This window comes from uncultured Jatrophihabitans sp. (genome assembly GCF_964252635.1).
In the GTDB taxonomy this organism is placed as follows: Bacteria; Actinomycetota; Actinomycetes; order Mycobacteriales; family Jatrophihabitantaceae; genus Jatrophihabitans.
In genome coordinates this window covers 21,995-48,244 of the sequence record NZ_CAXUNP010000029.1, presented here as the reverse complement: position 1 = coordinate 48,244, position 26,250 = coordinate 21,995, and the positions used below count along the sequence as shown (strand labels likewise).

Genomic DNA, 26,250 nt, shown 5'->3' with positions numbered 1-26,250 from the left:
GCCGCTTCGCCCGCAAGAACTACTTCTATCCCGACATGCCGAAGAACTTCCAGACCTCGCAGTACGACGAGCCGCTGTGCGTCGAGGGCTATCTCGACGTGCCGTTCGGCGACGAGGTGTTCCGGGTGGGCATCGAGCGCGTGCACCTCGAAGAGGACACCGGCAAGAACACCCACGTCGGCACGTCCGGTCGCATCCACGGCGCCGACCACTCCCTGGTCGACTACAACCGCGCCGGCATCCCGCTCGTGGAGATCGTCACCAAGCCGGTGCCCGGCACCGGTGCGCTGGCCCCCGAGGTCGCCAAGGCCTACGTCACCGCGCTGCGCGACATCCTGCGCACGCTCGGGGTCAGCGACGTCCGCATGGAGCAGGGCTCGTTGCGCTGCGACGTCAACACCTCGCTGAACCGTCCGGGCGAGGAGTGGGGTACACGCAGCGAGACCAAGAACGTCAACTCGCTGCGCAGTGTCGAGCGCGCGGTCCGCTCCGAGATCGTCCGGCAGGCGGGCGTCCTCGACGGCGGTGGCCGGGTCAAGCAGGAGACGCGGCACTTCCAGGAGACGACGGGGACGACCCGCGACGGCCGCAGCAAGGAGGAGGCCACCGACTACCGGTACTTCCCCGAGCCGGACCTCGTGCCCATGGCGCCGGACCACGCCTGGGTCGGGACGCTGAAGGCCGAGCTGCCCGAGCTGCCGGCCGCCCGGCGGGTGCGCCTGCGCGACGAGCTCGGGCTGTCCGACGACGACCTGGCCAAGATGACCAACGCCGGTGTCGTCGACCTGGTCGGCGACACCGTCGAGGCCGGCGCGCCGGTCGGCGAGGCCCGCAACTGGTGGATGGGCTACCTCGCGCAGAAGGCCAACGAGGCCGAGGTCGACGCCGCCGAGCTGACCATCACCCCGGCCCAGGTGGCCCGGGTCATCGAGCTGGTCGCCGCCGGCGCGCTGACCACCGCGCTGGCCCGTCAGGCCGTCGACGGCGTGCTCGAGACCGGCGACGGCGACGTGGCCGCCGTCGATGCGGTGATCGCGGAACGCGGGCTCACCGTCGTCTCGGACACCGGCGCACTGGAACAGGCCGCCGACGACGCGATCGCGGCCAACCCCGACGTCGCCGACAAGGTGCGCGGCGGCAAGCTGCCCGCGGTGGGCGCGCTGGTCGGTGCGGTCATGAAGGCCACTCGCGGGCAGGCCGACGCCGCTGCGGTGCGGCAGATCCTGCTCACCAAGTTGGGGGTTACCGAATGAGCGCGTTACTGCCGGTCCGGGCCCTGCTCGCCGGGGTGGCGAGCGGGTGCCGCAGCCAGTCCGGCGTGGCGGCCGTCGTGCTGACCCCGGCGGGTACCGGACGCCTCGACCGGCTGCTGCACAAGCCCGGCCGGTTCTGGGGCGCGGTGGTGCCCGTGGTCGGCGAGTCCCTCGGCGACAAGTCGCCCAAGGCGCCGGCCCGCACCGACTTCCCGGTCATCCTGGCCCGCCTCGGGTTCGGCGCTGCCGCCGCGGCCGCGCTCGCCTCCCGTCGCGGGGAGTCGCAGCCGCTCGCCGCCGCCCTCGGGGCGGCCGGCGCGCTGGCGTCCAGCTACGGCGGCGTGCAGGCCCGTGCGGCCCTCGCGGCCCGGGCCGGCAGCGACCTGCCCGGCGCCGTCGGCGAGGACCTGCTGGCCCTCGGCCTCGGGCTCACGGCCGCCCGCCTGCCCTGACCTTGCCCGGCTCCGCGCCCGGTGTCGTTGCGCTGCTCGCGGTGGGCGCGCTGCTGGTCGTCGCCGCGCCGCCCGGGTCGGCGGCGCCGGGAGTCGTGTACCGCATCGCCGACCCGCGCATCGACGAGGCCAGCGGGCTGGGCGTCGGCGTCCGGTCGCCCGGCGTCGACTACGTCCAGAACGACAGCGGGGACACGGCCCGGTTCTTCGCCGTCAGCGCCACGACCGGGCGGACCGCCGCCGTCGTCACCGTGCCGGGCGCCACCAACGTCGACTGGGAGGACCTGGCCGTCGCTCCCGACCGGACGGGCACGCCCTCGGTGTGGCTCGCCGACACCGGCGACAACGACGCCGTCCGCTCCGAGGTGCGGCTCTACCGGGTGGACGAGCCACGGGTACCGGCCGGCGCGCAGAACCGCGCCGTCCGGACGGGTCGCCCGGACGTGTGGCGATTGCGCTACCCGAGCGGCCCGGTCGACGCTGAGTCGCTGGCCGTCTCGCCGCAGGGCACGGCGTACCTCATCACCAAGACGCTCGGCTCGTCGACGGTCTACCAGGTGCCGTCGCGCCCCGACGCCGATCGCGTCCAGACCCTGGTGGCCGTCGGCACCGTGACGTTCACCGCGCACCCGACGTCGATCCCGCTGGGCGAGCTCGGCACCGTCACCGCCACCGGAGCCGCGCTGTCGCGCGACGGCACCCTGCTCGCCGTCCGTACCTACGCCGACGCCTACCTGTGGTCTGTGCGAGACGGTGACGTGGCGTCAGCCCTGCGTCGCGCCCCGACACGCGTCCCGTTGCCGGTGCAGCGCCAGGGCGAGGGCATCGCGTTCCGGGGTGACGACCTGCTCGTCGACTCCGAGGGCGTCGACCAGCCCGTGTACGCGGTGCCTGTCCCGCAAGCGCTGACCCGCCCGTCAGCGACCTCGACCGCGGCGACCTCGACCGCGGCGCCGTCGACCACGTCCAGCTCGCCGCGGCCCCCCGACACGTCCACGTCGGGGGGTTCGGGCTCGGGCTCGGCGCGGACCCGTGACGTCGTGGTCGGCGGGGCAGTGGCCGTCGCGGTGGGCGTGGCGCTGACCGGGGTTGGCGTCGTCCGCCGTCGGCGCCGGGCAAGATGAGGCCCATGCCGCTGGCCCTGGACCACCCTGTCGCGCTCGCGCTCTGGATCGCGCTGGGCGTGGTGGTGCTGGCCGTGCTGGCTGCCGTGGCCGCTCGTTGGCTGATCAAGCGCGGGCTGCGCGAGCCGTTCGTGGTGCGGCTGATCAACCGCGCGTCCGACCGCATCGTCGAGACCGTCAAGCGGCCGATCACGATCGCCGTCCTCGACGAGGTCGCCAGCGTGCTGCAGACCGGCAACTACACCCGCAACATCGCTTCCGCGCTCGAGGAGAACCGCGACGAGCTCATGGAGATGGTGGCCGAGAAGATCAAGGACGACCCGGCCGCGGGCGCCATCAACCTGGTGCCTTTCCACGACCGCATCATCGCGCTGACCAGCCAGACCACCATGCGGGTGATCCTCGAGGTCCTGGCCGACCCGCGCACCGACGAGCTGGTGTCGGACCTGCTTCGTGACAACATCACCCAGATCCGGCGCGCGGTGCGCGACCAGGCCTGACACGCCACGCGAGGAGGGGTCGTGAGCGAGTACCTCGAGGTCAACCGGGCGATGTGGGACGAGCGCGCCGACGCGCACGCGGCGTCCCCCGACTACGCCGTCGAACGGCTCGCTGCCGACCCGGCGCTGCTCTCGGACGTCGTCCGGTTCGACGTGCCGCGACTGGGCCCGGTGACGGGGCTGCGCGGCGTGCACCTGCAGTGCCACATCGGCACCGACACGCTGTCGCTGGCCCGGCTCGGTGCCCGGATGACCGGGCTGGACTTCTCGGCACCCGCCTTGGCGCAGGCCCGGGCCCTCGCCGAGCGGGCCGGCGCCGACATCGACTTCGTGCAGGCGGACGCCTACGAGGCGCTCTCGGTGCTGCCGGCGCACGCCTTCGACCTCGTCTACACCGGCATCGGGGCGCTGTGCTGGTTGCCGTCGGTGTCACGGTGGGCATCCGTCGTGGCCGGGCTGCTGGCGCCCGGCGGTCGGCTGTTCCTGCGCGAGGGGCACCCGATGCTCTGGTCGCTCGCCGACCCCGACCCCTCCGGCCGGCTCGTCGTCGAGCTGCCGTACTTCGAGCGCGACGAGCCGACCCGGTGGGACGAGCCGGGTTCCTACGTCGCGACCGAGCACGAGTTCGTCCACACGAAGTCGGTCGAGTGGAACCACGGGATCGGCGAGGTGGTGTCGGCCCTGGTCGCCGAGGGCCTGCAGATCACGGGCCTGGTCGAGCACGACTCGGTGCCGTGGGACGCCTTCCCGGGCTTCATGCGGCCCGTCGGCGGTGGCGAGTTCCAGCTCACGGACCGTCCGTGGCGGCTGCCGCACACCTACACGCTGCAGGCCGTCGCGCCGTGAGTCGAGCAGCTCAGGTGGTGCTGCCGCCCGCGCCGCCGACCGCGCTCGGGGGGTAGCGGATCACCCGCTCGTCGTCGGCCACCGGCTTGCCCTTGCCGTCGCGGTTCGACGTCGTGATCCACAACGCGCCGTCGCGGGCCGGGACGACGTTCAGCAGGCGACCGAACCGGTTGGTGAGCACCGAGGCGTACGCCCCCACCCGCGGTGCCGTCGCGTCCACCAGCCCACCGGAGACGAGCGTCTTGCCGTCCAGCGACGTCACCCACAACCGGCCCGCCTGCACCGCGCAGCCGCCGGGTCCGCTGTCCGCGGCCGGGACCTGGGCCACCGGCCGCTTCGCCGCGGTGTTCTCCGCCGGCCAGCCGTAGTAGCCGCCGGCCGTGACCACGTTGATCTCGGGCGGTGCCGAACCACGCTGCTCGACCTGGAACACGTTCGGGCTGGAGCTCGAGGCGCACAGCCCAGCGCTCGAGCGGAACCCGGTCGCGAAGACGGGGGAGCGGGGAGTGGGGTTGCCGCGTGCCGGCTCGCCGATGTCGCTGACCCGCAGGACCTTGCCGGCCAGGCTGGAGGCGCGCGCGGCGAGCGAGGGACGGCCGGCGTCGCCGGTGGCGATGTAGAGATCCTTGTCGCTGCCGAACGTGATCCGCCCGGCGTTGTCGCTCGTACCGCGAGGTATGCCCGTGACCACCGGCGTCACGGGGCCGTTCAGGGTGAAGTCGACGACGCGGTTGTCACGGGGCGTGGTGATGTAGGCGTAGATCAGGTTGTCCTCGGTGTAGTCCGGCGAGACCGCGAGGTCCAGCAGCCCCCCGCCGCCCACGGTGGACAGCCCGCCGAGCGTCCGCACCGTCGGCACCGGCTTGCCCGCTTGCGGCTGCACCCGGACGATCCGGCCCGTGGTGCGCTCTCCGACCAACGCCGAACCGTCGGGCAGCAGGGCGATACCGACCGGCGTCGTCAGCTTCGTGGCCACGACCAGCGACGCGGCCGAGGGCTGGCTGGAACTGGAGCCGTTGCTCGGCCGGGAGGACGGGCCGGACGACGCACCCGACGAACTACCGGGTAGCGACGGGGTGGGCAGCACCGGCTCGATGTGGACGCCGCCCTGACCCTCGACCTCGGTGCCGCCGGGGCTGGGGGAGAAGCGTTGCGCCGGTGAACCCGACGAGCAGGCGGTGAGCAGGGCCGTCAGCGCGGCGAGGGCGAGGCAGGACGCGCGGCGCATGATCTCCAGTGTGCACGGCCCACCTGTGGGTGCCGTCGGGTCGGGCGCCTCCGGCGTGCCTAGGCTCGAACCTATGACCGTCCTCCGCTCCGCTCCGGCCGCCGAAGGCCGCGCCGCCAGGTCCTGTGCTCACGGTGTTCGCGCATGACCACAGTCAGCGTGCCGACCGCCGACGCCCCTGATCTGCTCGGGGACCTGCCCGACGGGGTGCGGGTCGTCGTCTGGGACGGCCACGGCGAGCCGCCGGACGGCGCGCAGGACATCGAGCTGTTCGTCGGCCGCTACGACACGCCCCCGCCCTCGCGGGACGTGTTCGAGGCCCTGCCCCGGCTGCGCGTCGTCCAGCTGGTGTCGGCCGGGGTCGAACCGTGGCTGCCGGTCGTCCCGGACGGCGTCGTGCTGTGCAACGGCCGCGGCATCCACGGCGCCTCGACGGCCGAGCTCGCCGTCGCGGGCATGCTCGCGCTGCTGCGCAGGCTGCCCGAGGCCGTCGACGCCCAGCGGCGCCACGACTGGCACCGTGCGTTCACCGACGGTCTCGCGGGGCGGCACGTGCTCGTGATCGGGGCGGGTGACATCGGGGCACGGATCGCCGCCGCCGCACGCGTCTTCGACGCGGAGACGACGATGGTCGCGCGCACCGAGCGCGACGGCGTGCATCCGCTGGCGGCGTTGCCCGACCTGTTGCCCCGCCACGAGGTGGTGGCCGTCGCCGTGCCGCAGACGCCCGACACGGCGGGGCTGGTCGATGCCACCTTCCTGGCCGCCATGCCCGACGGCGCCATCCTGGTCAACATCGCCCGTGGCGGCATCGTCGACACCGACGCCCTGCTCGCCGAGCTGCAGGCCGGCCGGTTGCGGGCCTTCCTCGACGTCACCGATCCCGAGCCGCTGCCGGCCGGGCACCCGCTGTGGGACGCGCCCGGCCTGCTGCTCACCCCGCACGTCGGGGGCGGTACGACCGGCTGGGACCGGCGGGCGTATCGCCTGGTCACCGACCAGATCCGGCGCTACGTCACCGGCGACGAGCTCGTCAACCGCGTCACCGATGGCTACTGACCCAGGGCGTCGAAGGTCGGCGGGGGGGCGTAGCAACTCATCGACGGCGGCGCCGGGTGGGGGGCAGCTTCACCACCGGGTCGGCGATCTCCGGCAGCCGCCCGCCGCTGGCGCGCGCGACCTCGGACAACATCGACACGCGCACGCAGGGGAGTCGGATCGCTCCGTCGCGCACGACCGCGTACACGGCCCGTCCGGTCACCGACAGCCCCCGCACCTCGTCCCAGGGAAGCACCCGGCGTCCGAACGGCGCACGGACCAGCATGCCGGCCGCGTTCACGACCGTGGCCGTGCGCGCCACGAAGACGGTCACCACCACCGGGATCACCAGCACGAGCGCGCCGTAGCCGACGTGCGCGGCGGCGCCCTGCGCCGAGCTGGTGGTGAACGCCAGCGGGATCGCACCGACCCAGAGGAACAGCACCGGGACCCAGGTGAGCCCGGGCAGCCGGAACACGCGGACCCCGGGCGCTACATCGGCCACGGTAGATCCGGAACGAGTGCGTACACGCCGAAACGGTACCCGTAAGGTTTTCAGGCGTGAGCAGCGAGCAGCCACCGACCCAGCCCGACCGCCCCGTGCACCGCAAGCCGCACAGCTCCATCGTCACGGACGGCGTGGAGCGCGCCGCCGCCCGCGGCATGCTGCGCGCCGTCGGCATGGGCGACGACGACTGGCGCAAGCCGCAGATCGGCGTCGCGTCGTCGTGGAACGAGATCACGCCGTGCAACCTCTCGCTCGACCGGCTGGCGAAGGCGGCGAAGGACGGCGTGCGGGCCGCCGACGGTTTCCCGCTCGAGTTCGGCACCATCTCGGTGTCCGACGGCATCTCGATGGGCCACTCGGGCATGCATTACTCGCTGGTCTCGCGTGAGGTCATCACCGACTCGGTCGAGACGGTGTTCCGCGCCGAGCAGCTCGACGGCGGCGTCCTGCTCGCCGGGTGCGACAAGTCGCTGCCGGGCATGCTCATGGCCGCGGCCCGCCTCGACGTCGCCGCCGTGTTCCTCTACGCCGGTTCCACGCTGCCCGGCAAGCTGGGCGACCGCACCGTCACCATCATCGACGCCTTCGAAGCGGTCGGGGCCTGCCTGGCCGGGCACATCACGCGCGAGGAGGTCGACGCCGTCGAGCGGGCGATCTGCCCCGGAGAGGGCGCCTGCGGCGGCATGTACACCGCCAACACGATGGCCAGCGCCGCCGAGGCGCTCGGCATGTCGTTGACCGGCAGCGCGTCCCCGCCGGCACCGGACCGCCGCCGCGACGAGTACGCGCGCCGCTCCGGCGAGGCAGCCGTCGCCCTCGTCGACGCCGGCATCACGGCCCGCACGATCCTGACCAAGCAGGCGTTTGAGAACGCGATCACCGTGGTCATGGCCCTCGGCGGTTCGACCAACGCGATCCTGCACCTGCTCGCCATCGCCCACGAGGCCAAGGTCGAGCTCACCCTCGACGACTTCAACCGCATCGGCGACAAGACCCCGCACCTCGCCGACGTCAAGCCCTTCGGCAGCTACGTCATGACCGACGTGGACCGCATCGGCGGCGTGCCGGTGGTGATGAAGGCGTTGCTCGACGCGGGCCTGCTGCACGGTGACTGCCTCACGGTCAGCGGCCGCACCCTGGCCGAGAACCTGGCCGAACTCGACCCGCCGGACCCCGACGGGCACATCATCCGGTCGATGTCCGAGCCCATCCACCGCACGGGCGGGCTGACCATCCTCAAGGGCTCCCTCGCGCCCGACGGGGCCGTGGTGAAGAGCGCCGGTTTCGACGCCGACGTCTTCGAGGGCACGGCGCGCGTGTTCGAACGCGAGCAGCACGCGATGGACGCGCTCGCGGCCGGCGAACTGCAGTACGGCGACGTCGTCGTCATCCGCTGGGAGGGCCCGAAGGGCGGCCCCGGCATGCGCGAGATGCTGCAGATCACCGGCGCGATCAAGGGTGCGGGTCTGGGCAAGGACGTCCTGCTACTGACCGACGGGCGCTTCTCGGGCGGCACGACGGGCCTGTGCATCGGCCACATCGCACCCGAGGCGGCCCACGGCGGCCCGATCGCGCTGGTCCGCGACGGCGATCCCATCAGGCTGGACATGACGGCGCGGACGCTGGACCTGCAGGTCGACGCCGCCGAGCTGGAGGCCCGCCGCGCCGACTGGAAGCCGCTGGCCCCGCAGTTCGACTACGGCGTGCTGCGCAAGTACGCGAAGCTGGTGGGCAGCGCGGCGAACGGCGCCGTCTGCGACTGAAGGTGTGACAGCAGCGAGGCCGGTCCCCCGCCGGGACCGGCCTCGCCGCTGGTGCTGTGGTGCGCTTTCGGATGGTGCCCCTTACTTGCGGCCGAAGTCGCTCGTCAGCCAGAACTTGTGGTGCGTGCGGTCGATGTACACGTCGATGCCGACGTTCTTGAAGTGCGAGTTCAGGATGTTCAGGCGGTGGCCGTTGTACGGCGCGCGCTCGTTGTACATTGCGCGCTGCAGGGCGAGCACGCCCGACCGGCTGATGCGGCCGTTGTAGCCGATGTTCTCGCCGGCCCAGGTCCAGTGGTAGCCAGCACGGTCGACGCGGCGCCCGAGGGCGGACTCACCGCGGACCTGGTGCGACATGGTGTTGGCACGGGCCATGGCCAGGTTGTGGCTGCGGGCCGAGGACACCAGGTGGTGGTCGTTGCGCAGGGCGCCGAGGTGGTGGGCGTGTCGCTCGCTGTTGAGCAGGTGCAGCACCGAGATCGCGTAGCTGCGCTCGGTCGACGTCTGGGCCTCCGCGCTGGCGGTGCTGACGAACAGCGGCATCAGCAGGGCGACGGCGAGGCCCAGCGCGACGAGGACGACGGGGCGGCGTCGGCGCGGGGCGACGGTCGCGACGGAGGCGTTGTCGGCGGCGACAGTGTGCGGGGAGGTGCGGGGGGAGATACGCGAGGAGATCGTGGAGAGAGTCATGAGGTCCATCCGGGGGTCTCGAGCCTGACAGTGGAAATCCCCCGATTTCCCGTCGCGCGGCCCCACCCGGTGCGACGGTATGAACTTCGTGGTGCGGGACCATCGGCGCGGCCTCCGCGGGACTTACGTCCCACCGACTGTGCCCGCGGGACCATGGTCCCTAACCGATCGCCCGAAAATAGTCCGACAAGTCGGACCAACCGACCTCGGCCCACCGTCTTGAGGCCCGTTCCGCGGCCGGTGTAAAGTCACCGACATGCATCGCCTCGTACTCGTTATTGCGCGCGTCGCCTAGGGACCCACCCGCAGCGACGCGCTCACCCTTCGTGCTTGAAGCACGAGGGGTTTTTTGTTGCGTTCACGCCGCCCACCGATTCCCACCTCACCGCCAGTCGCACCCAGAAGGGCACGCGGGATGACCCACACCGCCAGCCACACCGCCAGTCATGCAGACAGTCAGAACGCGGGCCGGCCCGTCGGCGCCGGAACCAGCGAGCTGACCGGGGCCCAGGCCCTCGTGCGCACGCTCGAGCACGTCGGCGTCGACGTCGTCTTCGGCATTCCGGGCGGCGCGATCCTGCCCGCCTACGACCCGCTCTACGACTCGACGAAGGTGCGGCACATCCTGGTGCGCCACGAGCAGGGCGCCGGCCACGCGGCCACGGGTTACGCCCAGGCGACCGGCAGGGTCGGGGTGTGCATGGCGACGTCCGGTCCCGGTGCGACCAACCTGGTGACGCCGATCGCCGACGCCTACATGGACTCCGTGCCGATGGTCGCGATCACCGGCCAGGTCGGCCGCCCGATGATCGGGACCGACGCCTTCCAGGAGGCCGACATCTCGGGCATCACGCTGCCCATCACCAAGCACAACTTCCTGGTGCAGTCCGTCGAAGAGGTCCCGCAGGCGCTCGCCGAGGCGTTCCACCTCGCGGCCACCGGTCGGCCCGGGCCGGTGCTGGTGGACATCCCGAAGGACGTCCTGCAGCTCTCGGCCCCCTTCGTCTGGCCGCCGAAGATGGATCTCCCCGGGTACCACCCGGTCACCCGGCCGCACGGCAAGCAGATCCGGGAGGCCGCCCGGCTCATCGCCGGCGCCAGACGCCCGGTGCTCTACGTCGGCGGCGGCGTGCTCAAGGGCCACGCCACCCGGCAGCTGGCCGAGCTGGCCGAGCTCACCGGCATCCCGGTCGTCACCACGCTCATGGCGCGCGGGGCGTTCCCGGACAGCCACCGGCAGAACCTGGGGATGCCGGGCATGCACGGCAACGTCTCCGCGGTGACCGCGCTGCAGAAGTCCGACCTGCTCATCGCGCTGGGTACCCGCTTCGACGACCGCGTCACGGGCCGGCTCGACACCTTCGCCCCCGGCGCGGCGGTCATCCACGCCGACATCGACCCGGCCGAGATCGGCAAGAACCGCGCCGCCGACGTGCCGATCGTCGGCGACGTGCGGGAGGTGCTGCTCGAGCTCGCCCCGGTGCTGCAGGCCGAGTTCGACAACGGCAACCGCACCGACCTCACCGGTTGGTGGCGCCAGATCGACCAGTGGCGCGACACCTACCCGCTCGGGTACGACGACCCCGCCGACGGATCACTGTCGCCGCAGTACGTCATCGAGCGGCTCGGCCGCATCGCCGGCCCGGAGACGATCTTCACCGCCGGAGTCGGGCAGCACCAGATGTGGGCCGCGCAGTTCATCTCCTACGAGAACCCCTACACCTGGCTGAACTCCGGCGGCGCCGGGACGATGGGGTACTCGGTGCCCGCCGCGATGGGCGCCAAGGTCGGCCGTCCCGACACGCTGGTGTGGGCCATCGACGGCGACGGGTGCTTCCAGATGACCAACCAGGAACTCGCGACCTGTGCCATCGAAGGCATCCCGATCAAGGTGGCCGTCATCAACAACGGCAACCTCGGCATGGTGCGGCAGTGGCAGACCCTGCTCTACGACCAGCGGTACAGCCAGACCGAGCTCGGCACCCACACGAAGTCGCACTCCGGCGCCACGACGGAGCGTATCCCGGACTTCGTCAAGCTGGCCGACGCCTACGGGTGCGTCGGGCTGCGGTGTGAGACCAAGGCCGACGTCGACGCCACCATCGAGAAGGCGATGGCGATCGACGACCGGCCCGTCGTCGTCGACTTCACGGTGGGCAAGGACGCCATGGTGTGGCCGATGGTGGCGGCCGGTGCGAGCAACGACGAGATCCAGACGGCGCGCGACATCCGTCCGACGTTCGACACGGGGGTCTGAGGGTCATGTCCATCCATACGCTCTCGGTGCTCGTGGAGAACAAGCCCGGTGTGCTCACCCGCGTCGCCGGGTTGTTCGCCCGTCGAGGCTTCAACATCGAGTCGCTGGCGGTCGGACCCACCGAGGTGCCCGAGGTCTCGCGCATCACGATCCTCGTCAGTGTCGAGGGCGCTGCACTCGAGCAGGTGACCAAACAGCTCAACAAGTTGATCAACGTCATCAAGATCGTCGAGCTGGAGGAGAAGCAGGCCGTCCAGCGTGAGCTGCTGCTGGTCAAGGTGCGCGCCGACGAGACGACGCGCCGCGACGTGCTGCAGATCGTCGAGCTGTTCAAGGCCAAGGTGTCCGACGTCGGGCCCGAGGTGCTCACCGTCGAGCTCACCGGCCGCCCCGACAAGCTCGAGGCGCTGCTCAAGATGCTCGAGCCGTACGGCATCCGCGAGATGGTGCAGTCGGGCATGGTCGCCCTCGGCCGCGGTCCGCGTTCGATGACGCACGCCGCCCTACGCGCGGTCGATCGCAGCGCGTAGTTTCGCAACAACCGAAACCAGGGAAGAGGACCCAGAACCATGGCTGTGGAGATGTTCTACGACGACGACGCCGACCTGTCGATCGTGCAGGGCCGCAAGGTTGCCGTGTTGGGCTTCGGCAGCCAGGGGCACGCGCATGCGCTGTCGCTGCGCGACTCGGGGGTCGATGTCCGGATCGGGCTCCTGGAAGGCTCGAAGAGCCGGGCCAAGGCCGAGGACGAGGGCCTGCGCGTGGTCACGCCGTCCGAGGCGTGCGCCGAGGCCGACCTGATCATGGTCCTGGCTCCGGACCCGGCGCAGCGCAAGCTGTACACCGAGTCGATCGAGCCCAACCTCGCCGACGGCGATGCGCTGTTCTTCAGCCACGGCTTCAACATCCGCTACGGCTACATCAAGCCGCCGGCCTCGGTCGACGTCGCGATGGTCGCACCGAAGGGTCCCGGGCACCTGGTGCGCCGGCAGTACGTCGACGGCAAGGGCGTTCCCGTGCTCGTCGCCGTCGAGCAGGACGCCACCGGTCACGCCCTCGAGCTCGCGCTGTCCTACGCGAAGGCCATCGGCGGCACCCGCGCGGGAGCGATCCGGACGACGTTCACCGAGGAGACCGAGACCGACCTGTTCGGTGAGCAGGCCGTGCTGTGCGGCGGTGCCTCCCAGCTGGTGATGTACGGCTTCGAGACGCTCACCGAGGCGGGTTACGCCCCGGAGATCGCCTACTTCGAATGCCTGCACGAGCTCAAGCTCATCGTCGACCTGATGTACGAGGGCGGCATCGCCAAGCAGCGCTGGTCGATCTCCGACACCGCCGAGTACGGCGACTACGTGTCCGGGCCGCGGGTCATCGATGCGCACGTGAAGCAGAACATGCAGGCCGTGCTCAAGGACATCCAGGACGGGACGTTCGCGGCCCGCTTCATCGCCGACCAGGACGCCGGCGCGCCGGAGTTCAAGGAACTGCGTGCGAGGGGCGAGCAGCACCCGATCGAGACCACCGGGCGCAAGCTGCGTGGCCTGATGAGCTGGGTCACCTCCGACGACGACTACACCGAGGGCACCGCGGCACGCTGACCCGCGCTGCTCACCCGCCCAGGGAGCGGCGCAGGAAGTCCAGCTGCAGCAGCAGCAGGTTCTCGGCGACGACCTCGTCGCCGGCCAGGTGGGTGATGCCGGTGAGCGGCAGCACCTCGTGCGGGCGGCCGGCGGCGAGCAACGCGCTCGACAGCCGCAGCGAGTGCGCGACGTAGACGTTGTCGTCGGCCAGCCCGTGGATGATCATCAACGGTCGGCGCAGCTGCGGGGCCAGCGGCACGAGGCTGTTGGCCTCGTAGACGTGCGGGTGCTCGTCGGGGTGGCCGAGGTAGCGCTCGCTGTAACAGGTGTCGTAGAGCCGCTCGTCGGTCGTGGGCGCGCCGGCCACCGCGGCGTGGATGACGTCGGGGTGCCGCAGGACGCACAGCGCGGCCAGGTAACCGCCGAAGGACCAGCCGCGGATCCCGACGCGTCCCGCGTCGACGTCGTCCGGGAAGCGGGCGGCGACCAGCCCCACCGCCTCGGCCTGGTCGTCGGCGGTGCCGGCCCGGTCGAAGCGGGCCAGCCGCTCCCACGCCGGCCCGCGACCCGGCGTGCCGCGACCGTCGCAGACCACGACGGCGAAGCCCTGGTCGGCGAACCACTGCGAGACCAGGTGGGCACGGGCGGAGCTCACGACGCGCTGGCCGTGCGGCCCGCCGTACGGGTCGAGCAGGATGGGCAGGCGTCGCGAGCCGGGCACGTGGCCGGTCGGGAACAGCACCGTGGTGTGCAACTCGTGCGGTCCGAGCGCCTCGGTGTGCAGCACCGGGGTCAACGGCGACACCTCGGCGACGGACGCAATAGTTGCCGCCGTCGCCGTCGCCGTCGCCGTCGCCGTGCCGCCGGCGCGGACGGTCGTGGTCGTACCGACCTCGTGCGGGCCCTCCTGGGCCAGCACCAGCGTGTCCCCGCCGACCGCGGCGCTCGCCACCCCGCCGTCGTCGCTGAGCAGCTCGACGCCGCCGTCGAACCCCAGGCGGGCGACCGCGACCGACCCCACGCCCGAAACGACCTGGGCAAGCACCGCGTCGTCCTCGACCGCGAGGACCTCGCGCACCAGGACGGCGGGCGGGGTGAACGGCTCGTCGTCGAGATAGAGCCGGCGGGTCTCGCCGACGTCGACCGAGTGCAGCAGCCGCCCGTCGTCGAGCCGGCGCGGAGTGCCGGGCACCAGCTCGACGTAGGCGTCGTCGGTGACGGCACGCAGCAGTCGGGTCGCTCCGCCGGCCACGTCGACCGTGCGGTACTCGAGGCGCTGCTGATCGCGGGTGAGCAGCGTCAGCACCGGCTGCGGGCCGTCCCACCCGACATGGGCCAGGTACTCCAGGACGTGCCCGTCCAGCGCGGTGTCCGAACGCCAGTCGACGTCGACCCGCCCACCGGTCAGGGACACGACGGCGAGGCCGACCACCGCGTTGGCCGTACCGCACTGCGGGTAGCGCACCCGTGCGGGTGGGCGTTCGGGGAAGGCCGGGTCGCTGATGTGCCACACCGCCACGGGCGACTCGTCGTAGCGCTCGACGAGCAGCGACTCGCCGTCCGGGGCCCACCAGAACCCCTCGCCGCGATCGAGCTCCTCGCCGGCGATGAACTCGGCCAGGCCCCAGACCACGTCGTCCGGCTCGGACGGGTCGGGGGCGACGAGCACGGTGTCCTGGCCGGACGTGAGGTCGACGACGTGCAGGCCGCGGTCACCGGCGTAGGCGACGCGTCGCCCGGTCGGGTCGATGCGCGGAACCAGCACCGCGGCCGACGTCGGCAGTTCGCGCGGCTCACCGTGCGCGGCATCGACCACGAACAGCCGCGACGACAGGGTGAACGCAACGGTTCTGCCCTCGCGGTCGACGCTGAACGAGACGATCCCGGAGCTGCTGATCCGCATCCGCTCACGACGGGCCCGCTCGGTCGGCGTCAGCTGCTCCTCGTCGGCGAGCAGGTCGGCCGGGTCGGCCAGCAGCCGTTCGCTCCCGCTCGCCACGTCGTGGACGTAGAGCGCGTGTGAGCGTGAGGTGCCGGACACCGCACGGAGGAAGAACACGCGCGCACCGTCCGGGCTGACCTGGAACGCGCGCGGAACGCCCAGCCGGAAGTTCATCGTCCGCGCCGCCAGGCGGGGCACCGAGTCGGTCATGGCCCCGATGGTGCCACCGCCGGGCGGCGGCGCCCGGCCCCGTAGGGTGCCTCTCATGAAATTGGCGGTCATCCCCGGCGACGGCATCGGTGTCGACGTCACCGATCAGGCGCTGCGCGTGCTCGACGCGGTGTTGCCCGGCGTCGAGCCCACGACCTACGACCTCGGCGCCGCGCGCTGGCACCGTACCGGCGAGGTCCTGCCCGACTCGGTGCTCGAGGAGATCGCCGCTCACGACGCGATCCTGCTCGGAGCGGTGGGCGACCCGACCGTGCCGTCAGGCGTGCTGGAGCGCGGCCTGCTGCTGCGCCTGCGTTTCGAACTGGACCACCACGTCAACCTGCGGCCCGCCAAGCTCTACCCGGGCGTCAGCACCCCGCTGGCCGGCCAGCCGCCGATCGACTTCGTCGTCGTCCGCGAAGGGACCGAGGGCCCGTACGCCGGCAACGGGGGAGTGCTGCGCAAGGGCACCGAGCACGAGATCGCCACCGAGGTCAGCGTCAACACCCGCTTCGGTGCCGAGCGTGTCGTGCGCGACGCGTTCACCCGCGCGCAGGCCCGGCCGCGCAAGCATCTGACGCTCGTGCACAAGAACAACGTGCTGACCAACGCCGGCGACCTCTGGTTCCGCACCGTCCAGGAGGTCGGCGCCGAGTTCCCCGACGTCACCGTCGCCTACAACCACGTCGACGCCGCAACGATCCACCTCGTCACCGACCCGGGCCGCTACGACGTCATCGTCACCGACAACCTGTTCGGCGACATCATCACCGACCTGGCCGCTGCGGTCGCCGGCGGCATCGGTCTCGCCGCGAGTGGCAACCTCGACCCGAGCCACGCCCACCCGTCGATGTTCGAGCCCGTCCACGGTTCCGCACCCGACATCGCCGGCCAGGGGAAGGCCGACCCGACGGCCGCGGTGCTGTCGGTGTCGATGCTGCTCGCCCACGTCGGCGAGCACGATGCCGCGACCCGGGTCGAGCAGGCGGTCGCCGCCGACCTCGCGGTCCGCGATCCGAAGCAGCCCGGTGGCACCGCCGAGATCGGCGAGCGACTGGCGAAGGCGGCAGCCGACGGGTGACGCCGTCCGCGGTGCTGTGGCACACTCGACCCGTGCACCGCTTCGTCACCACCTCCATCATTACCTAGGCGCGTCGGCCCTTCCGTTCCGCACCGACGCGCACAACCCTTCGCCTGCTGGCGGAGGGTTTTTTGTTTGCCATGACCCCGTCCGGACACCGCCCAGCGAAGAGAGCCAGCCATGCAGAGCGACGACTTCCACGTCTTCGACACCACCCTGCGCGACGGAGCCCAGCGGGAGGGCATCACCTACTCGGTGGCCGACAAGCTCGCCGTCGCCCGCCTGATCGACCAGGTCGGAGTCGGGTTCGTCGAGGGCGGTTGGCCCGGCGCGATGCCCAAGGACACCGAGTTCTTCGCCCGCGCGGCCGCGGGCGAACTGCGTCTCGACCACGCCGTGCTCGTCGCCTTCGGGGCCACCCGGAAGGCCGGCGTCGCGGTCGAGGACGACGCGCAGGTCCGCGCCCTGCTCGACTCCCGCGCCCCGGTCGTCACCCTGGTCGCGAAGTCCGACGTGTGGCACGTCGAGCGCGCGCTGCGCACCAGCCTGGACGAGAACCTGGCCATGGTCCGCGACACGGTGCGGTTCCTCGTCGACGAGGGCCGGCGGGTGTTCGTCGACTGCGAGCACTTCTTCGACGGCTACCGGCACGACCCCGACTACGGCGTCCGCGTGCTGGACGCGGCCGCGGACGCCGGCGCCGACGTCGGGGTGCTGTGCGACACGAACGGCGGCATGCTGCCCATGGGCGTGCACGACGTCGTCACCGACGTGCGACGTCGCGCCGGCATCCGGCTCGGCATCCACACCCAGGACGACACGGGTTGCGCAGTGGCCAACACCCTGGCCGCCGTGGACGCCGGCGCGACGCACGTGCAGGGCACGGCCAACGGGTACGGGGAGCGGGCGGGCAACGCCAACCTGTTCTCCGTCATCGGCGGGCTGGTGACCAAGATGGGCCGCGACGTGCTGCCCGACGGTTGCCTGGCCGAGATGTCGCGCGTCTCGCACGCCGTCGCCGAGATCGCCAACCTCTCCCAGGACACCCACGCGCCCTACGTGGGTGCCGCGGCGTTCGCGCACAAGGCCGGGCTGCACGCCTCGGCGATCAAGGTCTCGCCCGAGCTGTACAACCACCTCGACCCGACGGTCGTCGGTAACGACCAGCGCATCCTGGTCACCGAGATGGCCGGGCGCGCGTCCGTCGAGCTCAAGGCCCGCGAGCTCGGCGTCGATGTCGCACACGCACCCGACGTGGTGTCCCGCGTCGTCGAGACGGTGAAGCGGCGCGAGGCGGAGGGATGGTCCTACGAGGCCGCCGACGCGTCGTTCGAGCTGCTGCTGCGCGACGAGCTGGCGCGGTCGTCGGCCGACGGCGCCCTGCCGATGCCGTTTCGTGTCGAGTCCTATCGCGTGATCACCGACAGCCGCGCGAGCGGCGGGCAGGACGGGATCGTCAGCGAGGCCACCGTACGGCTGGTCGCCGGGGGGCGTCGGGTGATCTCCACCGAGGAGGGCAACGGCCCGGTCAACGCGCTGGATCGCGCGCTGCGCAGGGCGCTGGAGGGCACCTACCCGCAGCTCGCCAAGATCGAACTGACCGACTACAAGGTGCGCATCATGGCCGGGCGACACGGCACCGACGCGGTCACCCGGGTCCTCATCCAGACCTCCGACCACGAACGCGAGTGGACCACGGTGGGCGTGCACGGCAACGTCCTCGAGGCGTCGTGGCTGGCCCTGCACGACGCGGTGCGGTACGGCCTGCTCACCACGGCCCCGGGGGTCTGACCCGCCTCGGTGCTAACGTCGTCAGCTTAGCGGAGGTAACCTCCGTTACGTCGACGAACGGAGGCATCATGACGAACACCGTGCAGCACCGCCCCGGGGGCACCGGCCGTCTCGCCGGGCGGGACGTCGCACGCATCGGTTACGGCGCCATGCAGCTCGTCGAGCGCGGCGACCGGCCGCAGCTGGACGAAGCGGCGGCGGTGGCCGTGCTGCGCCGCGCCCGCGAGCTCGGCGTCGACCACCTCGACACCGCCCAGTTCTACGGCGACGGGGTAGCCAACGCGTTCATCCGCGCCGCCCTGCACCCCTACGACGACGCGCTCACGCTGGTCAGCAAGGTCGGCGCCGAACGCCGGCCGGGCGACGGGCTTGTGCCCGCACAACGACCCACGGAGCTCCGCGCCCAGGTCGAGGCCAACCTGCGCACCCTCGGCGCGGACCGGTTGGCCGCGGTCAACCTGCGCCGCATGGACGCCCGCCCCGGCATCGTCGCCGACGGCGACCAGCTCGTCGACCTCGACAGCCAGCTGGCCGAGCTCGTGGCCCTGCGCGACGAGGGCAAGATCGGCGGCATCGGGTTGTCCAACGTCTCCGCCGAGCAGGTGCAGGCGGCGCTGCCCGTCGGCCCGGTGTGCGTGCAGAACGCCGACAACCTGCTCGACCGGCACGACGGCCTGCTCGCGCTGTGCGCGGCACACGACATCGCCTGGGTGCCGTTCTTCCCGCTCGGCTCGGCGTTCCCCGGTGCGGCCAAGGTCGTCGGCGACGCCACCGTCCAGCGGGTGGCGGCGCGGCTCGGGGTGACCCCGGCGCAGGTCGGCCTGGCCTGGTTGCTCGCCCGTGACCCGCACGTCCTGCTCATCTGCGGCACGGCCGACGTCGGTCACCTGGCCGAGAACGTCGCTGCCGGATCGGTGGAGCTGGACGCGGCGGCCCTCGCCGAACTGGACGCGGTGGCCTAACCGCCGGCGTTAGCGCGTTCCGCGCGGGTACGGGTCGGCGACGGGCGCAGACCGTCCTCCGCGGTGGGGCGCCGGGCCGTTGCGAACAGGCAGGTCGAGCAGTCGCGGGCGCACGCCGCGCCGGCACCGTCGTGCTCGCACGTGGCGTGCGCGTCGTCTTCGGCGGTCGGGCCCGCGGCGGTCGGGCCCGCGGCGATCGGGCCAGCGGCAATCGAATCGGCCTCGGTCGGTTCGGCGTCCGTGATGTGCAGCTCGGTGGGGTCGTGCTCGTGGCCGCAGTCGCACAGCTGGCCGAAGCGTTGGGGTGATGCGGCGACCGCCTGCTCGATGGCGGTGTCGAGCCGGGTCTCGGCGGCGTCGGCGCGCACCGAGCGCAGGACGCCCCACCCCATCAGCGCCAGCAGGACGGCGACGACCAGGGCGACGACCACGAACACGTGGATGACGACCGTGCCGGGCCCGGTGGCGGCGACGGCACCGACCGCGAGGAACAGGACCGCGAACAGGCCCAGCGTGGCGGCGAGCTGCTTGCGCTTGTCCACGGGCAGGCTCGAAAGCGGGGAAGACACGCCGTCCAGTATGCGCGACCGGCGACGGCGACGCCCCGCCGGTCCGCGCCCCACGCGGGCCCCGCGACTCGGTAGCGTGGTCGTTCGTGCGCATCGCTCGTTTCGTCCATCCCGGCTCGTCCACCGCCGCGTCCGGCGTCGCGTGGGGCACGGTGGAGGGCCAGTCCGGCGCGGCGACCGACGCCCTGACCGTCTCGGCCATCGACGGGCACCCGTTCGGCCCACTGCAGTTCACCGGCGATCGCTGGGCGCTTGCCGATGTCCGGCTGCTCTCGCCGTTCCTGCCCAGCAAGGTGGTGGCGCTGGGCAAGAACTACGCCGACCACGCCAAGGAGATGGGGGGCGAGGCCCCCGCGAGCCCGCTGATCTTCCTCAAACCGTCGACGTCGGTCATCGGCGAGGGTGACGCGATCCGGTTGCCGCCCTCGAGCTCCCAGGTCGACTTCGAGGGCGAGCTCGCCGTCGTCATCGGCACCCCGGCCCGCAACGTCAGCCCGGAGAACGCGCTGCGGCACGTCTTCGGCTACGCCGCCGCGAACGACGTCACCGCCCGTGACCAGCAGCGGTCCGACGTCCAGTTCACCCGGGCCAAGGGCTACGACTCGTTCTGCCCGCTCGGACCGTGGGTCGAGACGGTCCTCGACCCGTCGGACCTGCGGCTGGTGACGCGGGTCAACGGCGACGTCAAGCAGGACGGCCGGACGAGCCAGATGATCCACGACATCCCGAAGCAGATCGCGTTCATCTCCTCGGTCATGACCCTGCTCCCCGGCGACGTCGTGCTCACCGGCACACCGGCGGGCGTCGGGCCCATCGTCGCGGGCGACACGGTGACGGTCGAGATCGAGGGCATCGGCACGCTGAGCAACACCGTGGTGCGTGGACAGTGAGCTCCGACGTCAGGGTGCGGTTCTGCCCGTCACCCACGGGCAACCCGCACGTCGGCCTGATCCGCACCTGCCTGTTCAACTGGGCCTGGGCGCGTCACGTCGGCGGCACGTTCGTCTTCCGCATCGAGGACACCGACGCCGCGCGCGACTCCGTCGAGTCCTACCACCAGCTGCTGGACGCCCTGCGCTGGCTGGGCCTGGACTGGGACGAGGGCCCCGAGGTCGGCGGCCCGTACGGGCCCTACCGGCAGAGCGAGCGGCACGACATCTATCGCGACGTCGCCGGCCGGCTGGTGCAGGCCGGTCACCTGTACGAGTCCTACACGACCGCCGAGGAGACCGAGGCCCGGCACCGCGTGGCCGGGCGTGACCCGAAGCGGGGTTACGACAACGTCGACCGGACGCTGACCGACGAGCAGCGCGCTGCCTACCGGGCCGAGGGTCGCGAGCCGGTGTTCCGGCTGCGCATGCCCGACGAGGACATCACGTGGCACGACGCGGTCCGCGGCGAGGTCACGTTCGCCGCCGAGAACGTGCCTGACTTCGTGGTCATCCGCGCCAACGGCGACCCGCTGTACACGCTGGTCAACCCCGTCGACGACGCGCTGATGAAGATCACGCACGTGCTGCGCGGCGAGGACCTGCTGCCGTCGACCCCGCGGCAGATCGCCCTGTACCGCGCGTTGATCGACATCGGCGTCGCGGACGCGGTGCCGACGTTCGGCCACCTGCCCTACGTCATGGGTGAGGGCAACAAGAAGCTGTCCAAGCGCGACCCGCAGGCGTCACTGAACACCTACCGCGACGCGGGTTACCTTCCCGAGGGGCTGTTGAACTACCTGGCGTTGCTGGGCTGGTCCATCGCCGACGACCGCGACATCTTCGTTCTGGACGAGATGGTCGCCGCGTTCGACATCGCCGACGTCAACGCCAACCCGGCGCGGTTCGACGCGAAGAAGTGCGAGGCCATCAACGCCTCGCACATCCGCCTGCTCGACGGCGCCGACTTCGCCGAGCGGCTGGCTGCGCAGGCCACCGCCGACGGCTTCGACGTCGGCGACGCGGTCGCGGCGGTCGCGCCGCTGGTGCAGGAGCGCGTGCAGACGCTGGAGCAGGGCGTCGACATGATCCGGTTCCTGCTGGTGGCCGATGCCGACTTCGCCGTCGACGAGGCCGCAGCGGCCAAGCAGCTCGGCGAGCCGGGGCAGGCCGTGCTCACCGCGGCGCTGCCCGTGCTCGAGTCGCTGGACGACTGGGCGACCGGCCCGCTCGAGGAGGCGTTGCGCGGGGCGCTCGTCGAGACCATGGAGCTCAAACCGCGCAACGCCTACGGTCCGCTGCGCGTGGCGGTCACCGGGCGGACGGTCTCGCCGCCGCTGTTCGAGTCGATGGAGGTGCTCGGCCGCGAGCGCAGCCTGGCCCGGTTGCGGGCCGCCCTCGCCCGGTTCGCCCGGTAGGCACCTGTCTGTGACGCGATGTTCACCGAAACCGTGTGGACGTGGTGTGAGCTGGGTAACTACCGGGCCGTGAAGCCCTTACACGCTGTCGCACCGTCGCGGGCCCATGCGCCGGCGGGCGTCGACGGCGTGCATTACACCGTCACCGGTGACGGTCTCCGGACGGTCGTGCTGCTGCACGGCTTCTGCGACAACCTCTCGACCTGGAACCGGGTCGTGCCCGCGCTGGCCGCCGGTCACCGGGTCGTCGCCATCGACCTGCCCGGCTTCGGCGCGAGTACCCGCCGCTCGGGCGAGCCGCTGCTCGAGGGCTACGTCGACGTGGTGGCCGAAGTGCTCGACGCGGAAGGCATCGACGACGCCGTGTGCCTGATCGGCAACTCGATGGGCGCCGCGGTCTCGGCCCTGTTCGCCGCCCGCTTCCCCGAGCGCACCGAACGCGTCGTGCTCACCGACATGCCCGGCCTGCGCACCGTCCCGCGGCTGTGGCGCCTGGCCATGTCGCGCCCCGCCGAGTTCGGGCTGCGTACGGCCCTGCGCGTCGTGCCCGAGCGCTCCGCCGCCTTTGGCCTGGCCTGGGCCTACTCGCTGATCGCCGCGGCCGACCCGCGGGCGCTCGACCCCACCGTGCGCCGCGGCTTCGTCGACCCGTTCGGTCAGCGCGGGCGGGTGTGCGGCCTGCTGCCCATCGGGCGGTTGCTCGTGCGGGAGCTGCGCTCCGCGCGCCTCGGCACGCTCATCGAGGACTCGTCCATCCCCACCCTCATCGTCTTCGGCTCGCGCGACATCCTCACGCCCGCTCGGTCGGCGCGGCGGCTGGGCCGCTCGAACACCGCCGTCGTGCTGTCGGACTGCGGTCACTGCCCGCAGATCGACCAGCCCGGAGCGCTGCTGTCGGAGGTGCTGCCGTTCCTGCGGCGCCCGCTGTCCGTGGTCCGTGACGCCGAGACCACCGATGCTGCGCTGACCGCCTGATCACCCGCCGCGCTGACCGCCTGACCACCCGCCGCGCCTTCGTCCAGTTACTCGGGACATACTGTCCCGTGTAACCGAGCGAGGAGCTGACGCATGACCGCCACGACTGAGCGCCCGGCCTGGAGCGACGACGACCTCGAGGCCTTCCGCGACCTCGCGCACTCGTTCCTGGAGAAGGAGTGCGCGCCGCACGAGCAGCGCTGGGCCGAGCAGCAGCACGTCGACCGCGAGGTGTGGAACAAGGCGGGCGAGCTGGGCCTGCTGTGCCCGTCGATCCCCGAGCAGTACGGCGGCGGCGGCGGCACGTTCGCCCACGAGGCGGTGCTGGCCGAGGAGCAGGTGCGCACCGGCGCTCCCAGCCTCGGCACGGCCGTGCACAGCACGATCGTGGCGCACTACCTGAACGGCTACGGAACCGAGGAGCAGAAGCGCACCTGGCTGCCGCAGCTGGCCTCCGGCGAGCTGGTCGGTGCCGTCGCCATGACCGAGCCGGGCACGGGTTCGGACCTGCAGGCGGTGGCCACCAAGGCGATCCGCGACGGCGACACCTACGTCATCGACGGGTCCAAGACCTTCATCTCCAACGGTCTGCAGGCCGAGTTCATCGTCGTCGTGGCCAAGACCGACCCGGAGAACAAGGCGGCCGGCATCTCGCTCATCTGCGTCGACACCCGCGGGCTCGAGGGTTTCTCCCGCGGACGGGTGCTGAAGAAGATCGGCCAGCACGGCCAGGACACCGCGGAGCTGTTCTTCGACGGGGTGCGCGTGCCCACGACCAACCTGCTCGGCGAGGTCGAGGGCCAGGGTTTCATCCAGCTCATGCAGCAGCTGCCGCAGGAGCGTCTCGTCCTGGCCGTCGCGGCGATCGCGGCCATCGAGGAGACCATCGCCGTCACCCTGAAGTACACCAAGGAACGGCACGCGTTCGGCAAACCGGTCTTCAACTTCCAGAACACGAAGTTCAAGCTGGCCGAGGCGGCGACGAACGCGCGCATCGGGCGGGTGTTCATCGACGACTGCATCGCCAAGCATCTGGATGGCCGGCTCGATGTCCCGACGGCCTCCATGGCCAAGTGGTGGCTGACGCAGCAGCAGTGCGACATCGCCGACGAGTGCCTGCAGTTCTTCGGCGGCTACGGCTACATGGAGGAGTACCCGATCTCGCGCATGTACACCGACGCGCGCATCCAGAAGATCTACGGCGGCACCAACGAGATCATGAAGGAGATCATCAGCCGGTTCCTGTGACGTCGAGGGGTGCAGCACCGGGTGTGGTGCAGGCGAGTGCGAGCGTCCGGTAGAGTCTGACGCTGGCTCGGGCGCGGTTCTCGCGGCGGGCCAGCCCATGGGGTATGGGGTAATTGGCAGCCCAACTGATTCTGGTTCAGTTAGTCTAGGTTCGAGTCCTGGTACCCCAGCGCAGTCGCACGGCACGCAGTCACGCTGCACCCGCAGCCACGCTGCACACACTGGGGCCCCATCGTCTAGTGGCCCAGGACGCCGCCCTCTCAAGGCGGTAGCACGGGTTCGAATCCCGTTGGGGCTACGCGTACGGGCCTCCCGACTCAGCTCGGGGGGCCCGCGGCTTCGTCCAGGGCTGGTCGCCGGTGCGTGCGACACTGCGCGGCGGTGGGTACACCAGTGGCGGGCGCACCGCCCCCGGGTCCTGTCCGGGGCGGCGCGCCCGCTCACCGTTCAACGACTGCGATCTTCGCAAGTTACGCAGGTCGTGCAGACTTCGCAATCCGGACTCTGAAGGCGGGACAAGCATGGCGACGCGACGTAGTCCCGGCGCGCTCGAGCAGGAGATCCTGGCCGCCCTGGCCGCCGGCACCGGGCCGATGTCGCCGAGCCAGGTACAGGCCGAGCTTCCGGGCGAGCTCGCCTACACCACCGTCATGACCACCCTGTCGCGCATGCACGGCAAGCGAGCGCTCACCCGCCAGCAGCGTGGCCGCGGCTACGTCTACGCCCTGCCCGACGACGCCGACACGGCGCGGGCCTCGATGGCCGCCTTCCAGATGCAGCGCCTGCTCGACCACGAGAGCGACCGCGCCGGTGTGCTGACGCAGTTCGTCGCCAACCTGGAGGCCGACGACGAGGCCCTGCTGCAGCAGCTGCTGCAGCGCAGTGCGACGCAGGAGCCCACGTGACGGTGCTGGCCGTCCTGCCCTTCGCGCTCGGTCTGGTGCTCTACCGCGGCGCCCCGTGGCTGGGCCGGTGGTGCGACCCGGCGTGGGCGGCCTGCGCGCTCGTGGTCCTCGCCCTGGTCTCGGCGGTCGCGTCCGGGCTGGTGCTGTGCGCGGTGGCCTGCCTCGGGCTGGCCGAGCTGCCGGGTCTCGCACGCACCGGCCACTGGTCGGCGACCTCGCTCACGCGGCACACGTCGGTCCCGCTGCCCGTCGCCTCGGTGGCCGCGGTGGTCGCGGCCGTCCTCATGGCGGCGTCGGTACGCCAGGTGGTGCGCGCCGTCGGCCGGCTCGTCGCGGTGGACCGGGCTGCCCGCGCGCTCGGCCCGGGCCATGGCGGCCTGGTCATCGTCGACGACGACCACACCGGTGCCTACGCGGTGCCCGGCCTGCGCGGCGGGCGCGGGCGCACGGTGGTCTCCCGTCGCCTGCTGCGCATCCTCGAACCGGCCGAACGCCGGGCCCTTCTCGCGCACGAGCACTCGCACCTGCGACACCGGCACGTCGTCCACGTCCAGCTGGCCGAACTGGCCGCGGCCGCCAACCCGCTGCTGCGGCCCACGGCCCGCGCGGTACGCCGTGCTGTCGAGCAGTGGGCCGATCGCGATGCCGTGGCCGAGGTGGGCGACCCGGTACCGGTGGCCCGGGCCCTGGCCAAGGCCGCCCTCGCCCGGGGCCGCGCGCCCGACCTCGGCCTGGCCGCGGGGGAGACCGAGCTCGCCGGCCGTGTCCGCCTCCTGCTGGAACCGGTGCGCCGCGGCACCGCCGGAGCCGTCGCCCTGATGGCGGGGGCGGCGGTCCTGTGCGCCGCCAGCAGTCTCACCGTCGCGGTGCACGCCCACCAGGACTTCGAACGCGCCCAGGCTCACTACGCGGCCGGTGGCCGGCCACCCAAGTGAGGGCCGCGTCGGGCTTGCGTTCCGTCGCCGAATTCGATGACCTATG

At 72.0% G+C, this 26,250-nt stretch carries 24 protein-coding genes and 2 tRNA genes; 21 read left to right on the top strand and 5 right to left on the bottom strand.

The window, feature by feature from the left end; all coding sequences use genetic code 11:
* From gatB to ACFFCA_RS13505, 5 genes are all read left to right on the top strand, one after another.
* Nucleotides 1-1,253 (top strand): Asp-tRNA(Asn)/Glu-tRNA(Gln) amidotransferase subunit GatB (gene gatB / locus ACFFCA_RS13525; protein WP_375485631.1); only part of this gene is annotated, 1,253 nt, incomplete at its 5' end.
* Entirely contained in the window at nt 1,250-1,705 is a 456-nt protein-coding gene (locus tag ACFFCA_RS13520) for a hypothetical protein (protein ID WP_375485629.1), read from the top strand. The genes gatB and ACFFCA_RS13520, both read left to right, overlap by 4 nt.
* Nucleotides 1,706-1,707: 2 nt before the next feature.
* Nucleotides 1,708-2,829 carry a hypothetical protein gene (locus ACFFCA_RS13515; protein WP_375485627.1) on the top strand — a complete coding sequence of 374 codons (1,122 nt, stop codon included), beginning with the start codon at nt 1,708-1,710 and terminating at the stop codon, nt 2,827-2,829.
* A gap of 5 nt (nt 2,830-2,834) precedes the next feature.
* Complete coding sequence (locus ACFFCA_RS13510; RefSeq protein WP_375485625.1) at nt 2,835-3,329, top strand: hypothetical protein; 495 nt, start codon at nt 2,835-2,837, stop codon at nt 3,327-3,329.
* Nucleotides 3,330-3,350: 21 nt separating this feature from the next.
* Nucleotides 3,351-4,175: a class I SAM-dependent methyltransferase gene (locus tag ACFFCA_RS13505; RefSeq protein ID WP_375485623.1), complete on the top strand. Its 825-nt coding sequence runs from the start codon at nt 3,351-3,353 to the stop codon at nt 4,173-4,175.
* Nucleotides 4,176-4,185: 10 nt separating this feature from the next.
* On the opposite strand, the gene ACFFCA_RS13500 is transcribed toward ACFFCA_RS13505, so the two are convergent.
* Nucleotides 4,186-5,403 (bottom strand): PQQ-dependent sugar dehydrogenase, encoded by a 1,218-nt coding sequence (locus tag ACFFCA_RS13500; RefSeq protein WP_375485621.1) that lies wholly within the window; start codon nt 5,401-5,403, stop codon nt 4,186-4,188.
* A gap of 144 nt (nt 5,404-5,547) precedes the next feature.
* On the opposite strand from ACFFCA_RS13500, the gene ACFFCA_RS13495 reads away from it, so the two are divergent.
* Nucleotides 5,548-6,462 (top strand): 2-hydroxyacid dehydrogenase, encoded by a 915-nt coding sequence (locus tag ACFFCA_RS13495; RefSeq protein ID WP_375485619.1) that lies wholly within the window; start codon nt 5,548-5,550, stop codon nt 6,460-6,462.
* Nucleotides 6,463-6,499: 37 nt separating this feature from the next.
* Here ACFFCA_RS13495 and ACFFCA_RS13490 read toward each other — a convergent pair whose 3' ends face one another.
* Nucleotides 6,500-6,946 carry a PH domain-containing protein gene (locus ACFFCA_RS13490; protein ID WP_375485617.1) on the bottom strand — a complete coding sequence of 149 codons (447 nt, stop codon included), beginning with the start codon at nt 6,944-6,946 and terminating at the stop codon, nt 6,500-6,502.
* Between the two features lie 56 nt (nt 6,947-7,002).
* On the opposite strand from ACFFCA_RS13490, the gene ilvD reads away from it, so the two are divergent.
* Nucleotides 7,003-8,712 carry a dihydroxy-acid dehydratase gene (gene ilvD / locus ACFFCA_RS13485; RefSeq protein ID WP_375485615.1) on the top strand — a complete coding sequence of 570 codons (1,710 nt, stop codon included), beginning with the start codon at nt 7,003-7,005 and terminating at the stop codon, nt 8,710-8,712.
* A gap of 81 nt (nt 8,713-8,793) precedes the next feature.
* On the opposite strand, the gene ACFFCA_RS13480 is transcribed toward ilvD, so the two are convergent.
* The gene (locus tag ACFFCA_RS13480) at nt 8,794-9,402 is read right to left on the bottom strand and encodes a CAP domain-containing protein (protein ID WP_375485613.1); all 609 of its coding nucleotides are present in this window, start codon (nt 9,400-9,402) and stop codon (nt 8,794-8,796) included.
* A 415-nt stretch (nt 9,403-9,817) separates the two neighbouring features.
* On the opposite strand from ACFFCA_RS13480, the gene ACFFCA_RS13475 reads away from it, so the two are divergent.
* From ACFFCA_RS13475 to ilvC, 3 genes are read left to right on the top strand one after another with little or no spacing between them, the layout of a single operon-like run.
* Nucleotides 9,818-11,659 carry an acetolactate synthase large subunit gene (locus ACFFCA_RS13475; RefSeq protein WP_375485611.1) on the top strand — a complete coding sequence of 614 codons (1,842 nt, stop codon included), beginning with the start codon at nt 9,818-9,820 and terminating at the stop codon, nt 11,657-11,659.
* A 5-nt stretch (nt 11,660-11,664) separates the two neighbouring features.
* Complete coding sequence (gene ilvN / locus ACFFCA_RS13470) at nt 11,665-12,189, top strand: acetolactate synthase small subunit (RefSeq protein ID WP_375485610.1); 525 nt, start codon at nt 11,665-11,667, stop codon at nt 12,187-12,189.
* Between the two features lie 39 nt (nt 12,190-12,228).
* Nucleotides 12,229-13,257, top strand: a complete 1,029-nt coding sequence (gene ilvC, locus ACFFCA_RS13465; RefSeq protein ID WP_375485608.1) for a ketol-acid reductoisomerase — start codon at nt 12,229-12,231, stop codon at nt 13,255-13,257.
* Between the two features lie 10 nt (nt 13,258-13,267).
* Here the strand turns inward: ilvC and ACFFCA_RS13460 are convergent, their stop codons facing one another.
* Complete coding sequence (locus ACFFCA_RS13460) at nt 13,268-15,391, bottom strand: prolyl oligopeptidase family serine peptidase (protein WP_375485606.1); 2,124 nt, start codon at nt 15,389-15,391, stop codon at nt 13,268-13,270.
* Between the two features lie 55 nt (nt 15,392-15,446).
* Between ACFFCA_RS13460 and ACFFCA_RS13455 the strand changes: the two genes are divergently transcribed.
* The 3 genes from ACFFCA_RS13455 (at nt 15,447) to ACFFCA_RS13445 (ending at nt 19,225) form a co-directional block, all read left to right on the top strand.
* Nucleotides 15,447-16,472, top strand: a complete 1,026-nt coding sequence (locus ACFFCA_RS13455) for a 3-isopropylmalate dehydrogenase (RefSeq protein ID WP_375485604.1) — start codon at nt 15,447-15,449, stop codon at nt 16,470-16,472.
* Between the two features lie 180 nt (nt 16,473-16,652).
* The gene (gene cimA / locus ACFFCA_RS13450; protein ID WP_375485602.1) at nt 16,653-18,263 is read left to right on the top strand and encodes a citramalate synthase; all 1,611 of its coding nucleotides are present in this window, start codon (nt 16,653-16,655) and stop codon (nt 18,261-18,263) included.
* A gap of 68 nt (nt 18,264-18,331) precedes the next feature.
* Complete coding sequence (locus ACFFCA_RS13445; RefSeq protein ID WP_375485600.1) at nt 18,332-19,225, top strand: aldo/keto reductase; 894 nt, start codon at nt 18,332-18,334, stop codon at nt 19,223-19,225.
* Here the strand turns inward: ACFFCA_RS13445 and ACFFCA_RS13440 are convergent.
* Complete coding sequence (locus ACFFCA_RS13440; RefSeq protein ID WP_375485598.1) at nt 19,222-19,794, bottom strand: hypothetical protein; 573 nt, start codon at nt 19,792-19,794, stop codon at nt 19,222-19,224. The two genes, ACFFCA_RS13445 and ACFFCA_RS13440, sit on opposite strands and share 4 nt — an antisense overlap.
* An 86-nt stretch (nt 19,795-19,880) precedes the next feature.
* On the opposite strand from ACFFCA_RS13440, the gene ACFFCA_RS13435 reads away from it, so the two are divergent.
* The 8 genes from ACFFCA_RS13435 (at nt 19,881) to ACFFCA_RS13400 (ending at nt 26,204) form a co-directional block, all read left to right on the top strand.
* Complete coding sequence (locus ACFFCA_RS13435; protein WP_375485596.1) at nt 19,881-20,684, top strand: fumarylacetoacetate hydrolase family protein; 804 nt, start codon at nt 19,881-19,883, stop codon at nt 20,682-20,684.
* Complete coding sequence (gene gltX / locus ACFFCA_RS13430; RefSeq protein WP_375485594.1) at nt 20,681-22,141, top strand: glutamate--tRNA ligase; 1,461 nt, start codon at nt 20,681-20,683, stop codon at nt 22,139-22,141. The genes ACFFCA_RS13435 and gltX overlap by 4 nt, the downstream gene beginning before the upstream one ends.
* Before the next feature lie 69 nt (nt 22,142-22,210).
* Nucleotides 22,211-23,116, top strand: coding sequence for an alpha/beta fold hydrolase (locus tag ACFFCA_RS13425; protein WP_375485592.1), 906 nt, complete (start codon nt 22,211-22,213; stop codon nt 23,114-23,116).
* Between the two features lie 93 nt (nt 23,117-23,209).
* Entirely contained in the window at nt 23,210-24,364 is a 1,155-nt protein-coding gene (locus ACFFCA_RS13420; protein WP_375485590.1) for an acyl-CoA dehydrogenase family protein, read from the top strand.
* 98 nt (nt 24,365-24,462) lie between these two features.
* A tRNA-Gln gene (locus ACFFCA_RS13415) sits at nt 24,463-24,534 on the top strand.
* Nucleotides 24,535-24,589: 55 nt separating this feature from the next.
* Nucleotides 24,590-24,662 (top strand) — tRNA-Glu (locus ACFFCA_RS13410).
* 223 nt (nt 24,663-24,885) lie between these two features.
* On the top strand, nt 24,886-25,269 hold the full coding sequence (locus ACFFCA_RS13405; RefSeq protein WP_375485589.1) for a BlaI/MecI/CopY family transcriptional regulator: 384 nt from the start codon (nt 24,886-24,888) through the stop codon (nt 25,267-25,269).
* A complete protein-coding gene (locus tag ACFFCA_RS13400) occupies nt 25,266-26,204 on the top strand; it encodes a M56 family metallopeptidase (protein ID WP_375485587.1) in 939 nt (312 codons plus the stop codon). The genes ACFFCA_RS13405 and ACFFCA_RS13400 overlap by 4 nt, the downstream gene beginning before the upstream one ends.
* The last annotated feature ends 46 nt before the right edge of the window (nt 26,205-26,250 follow it).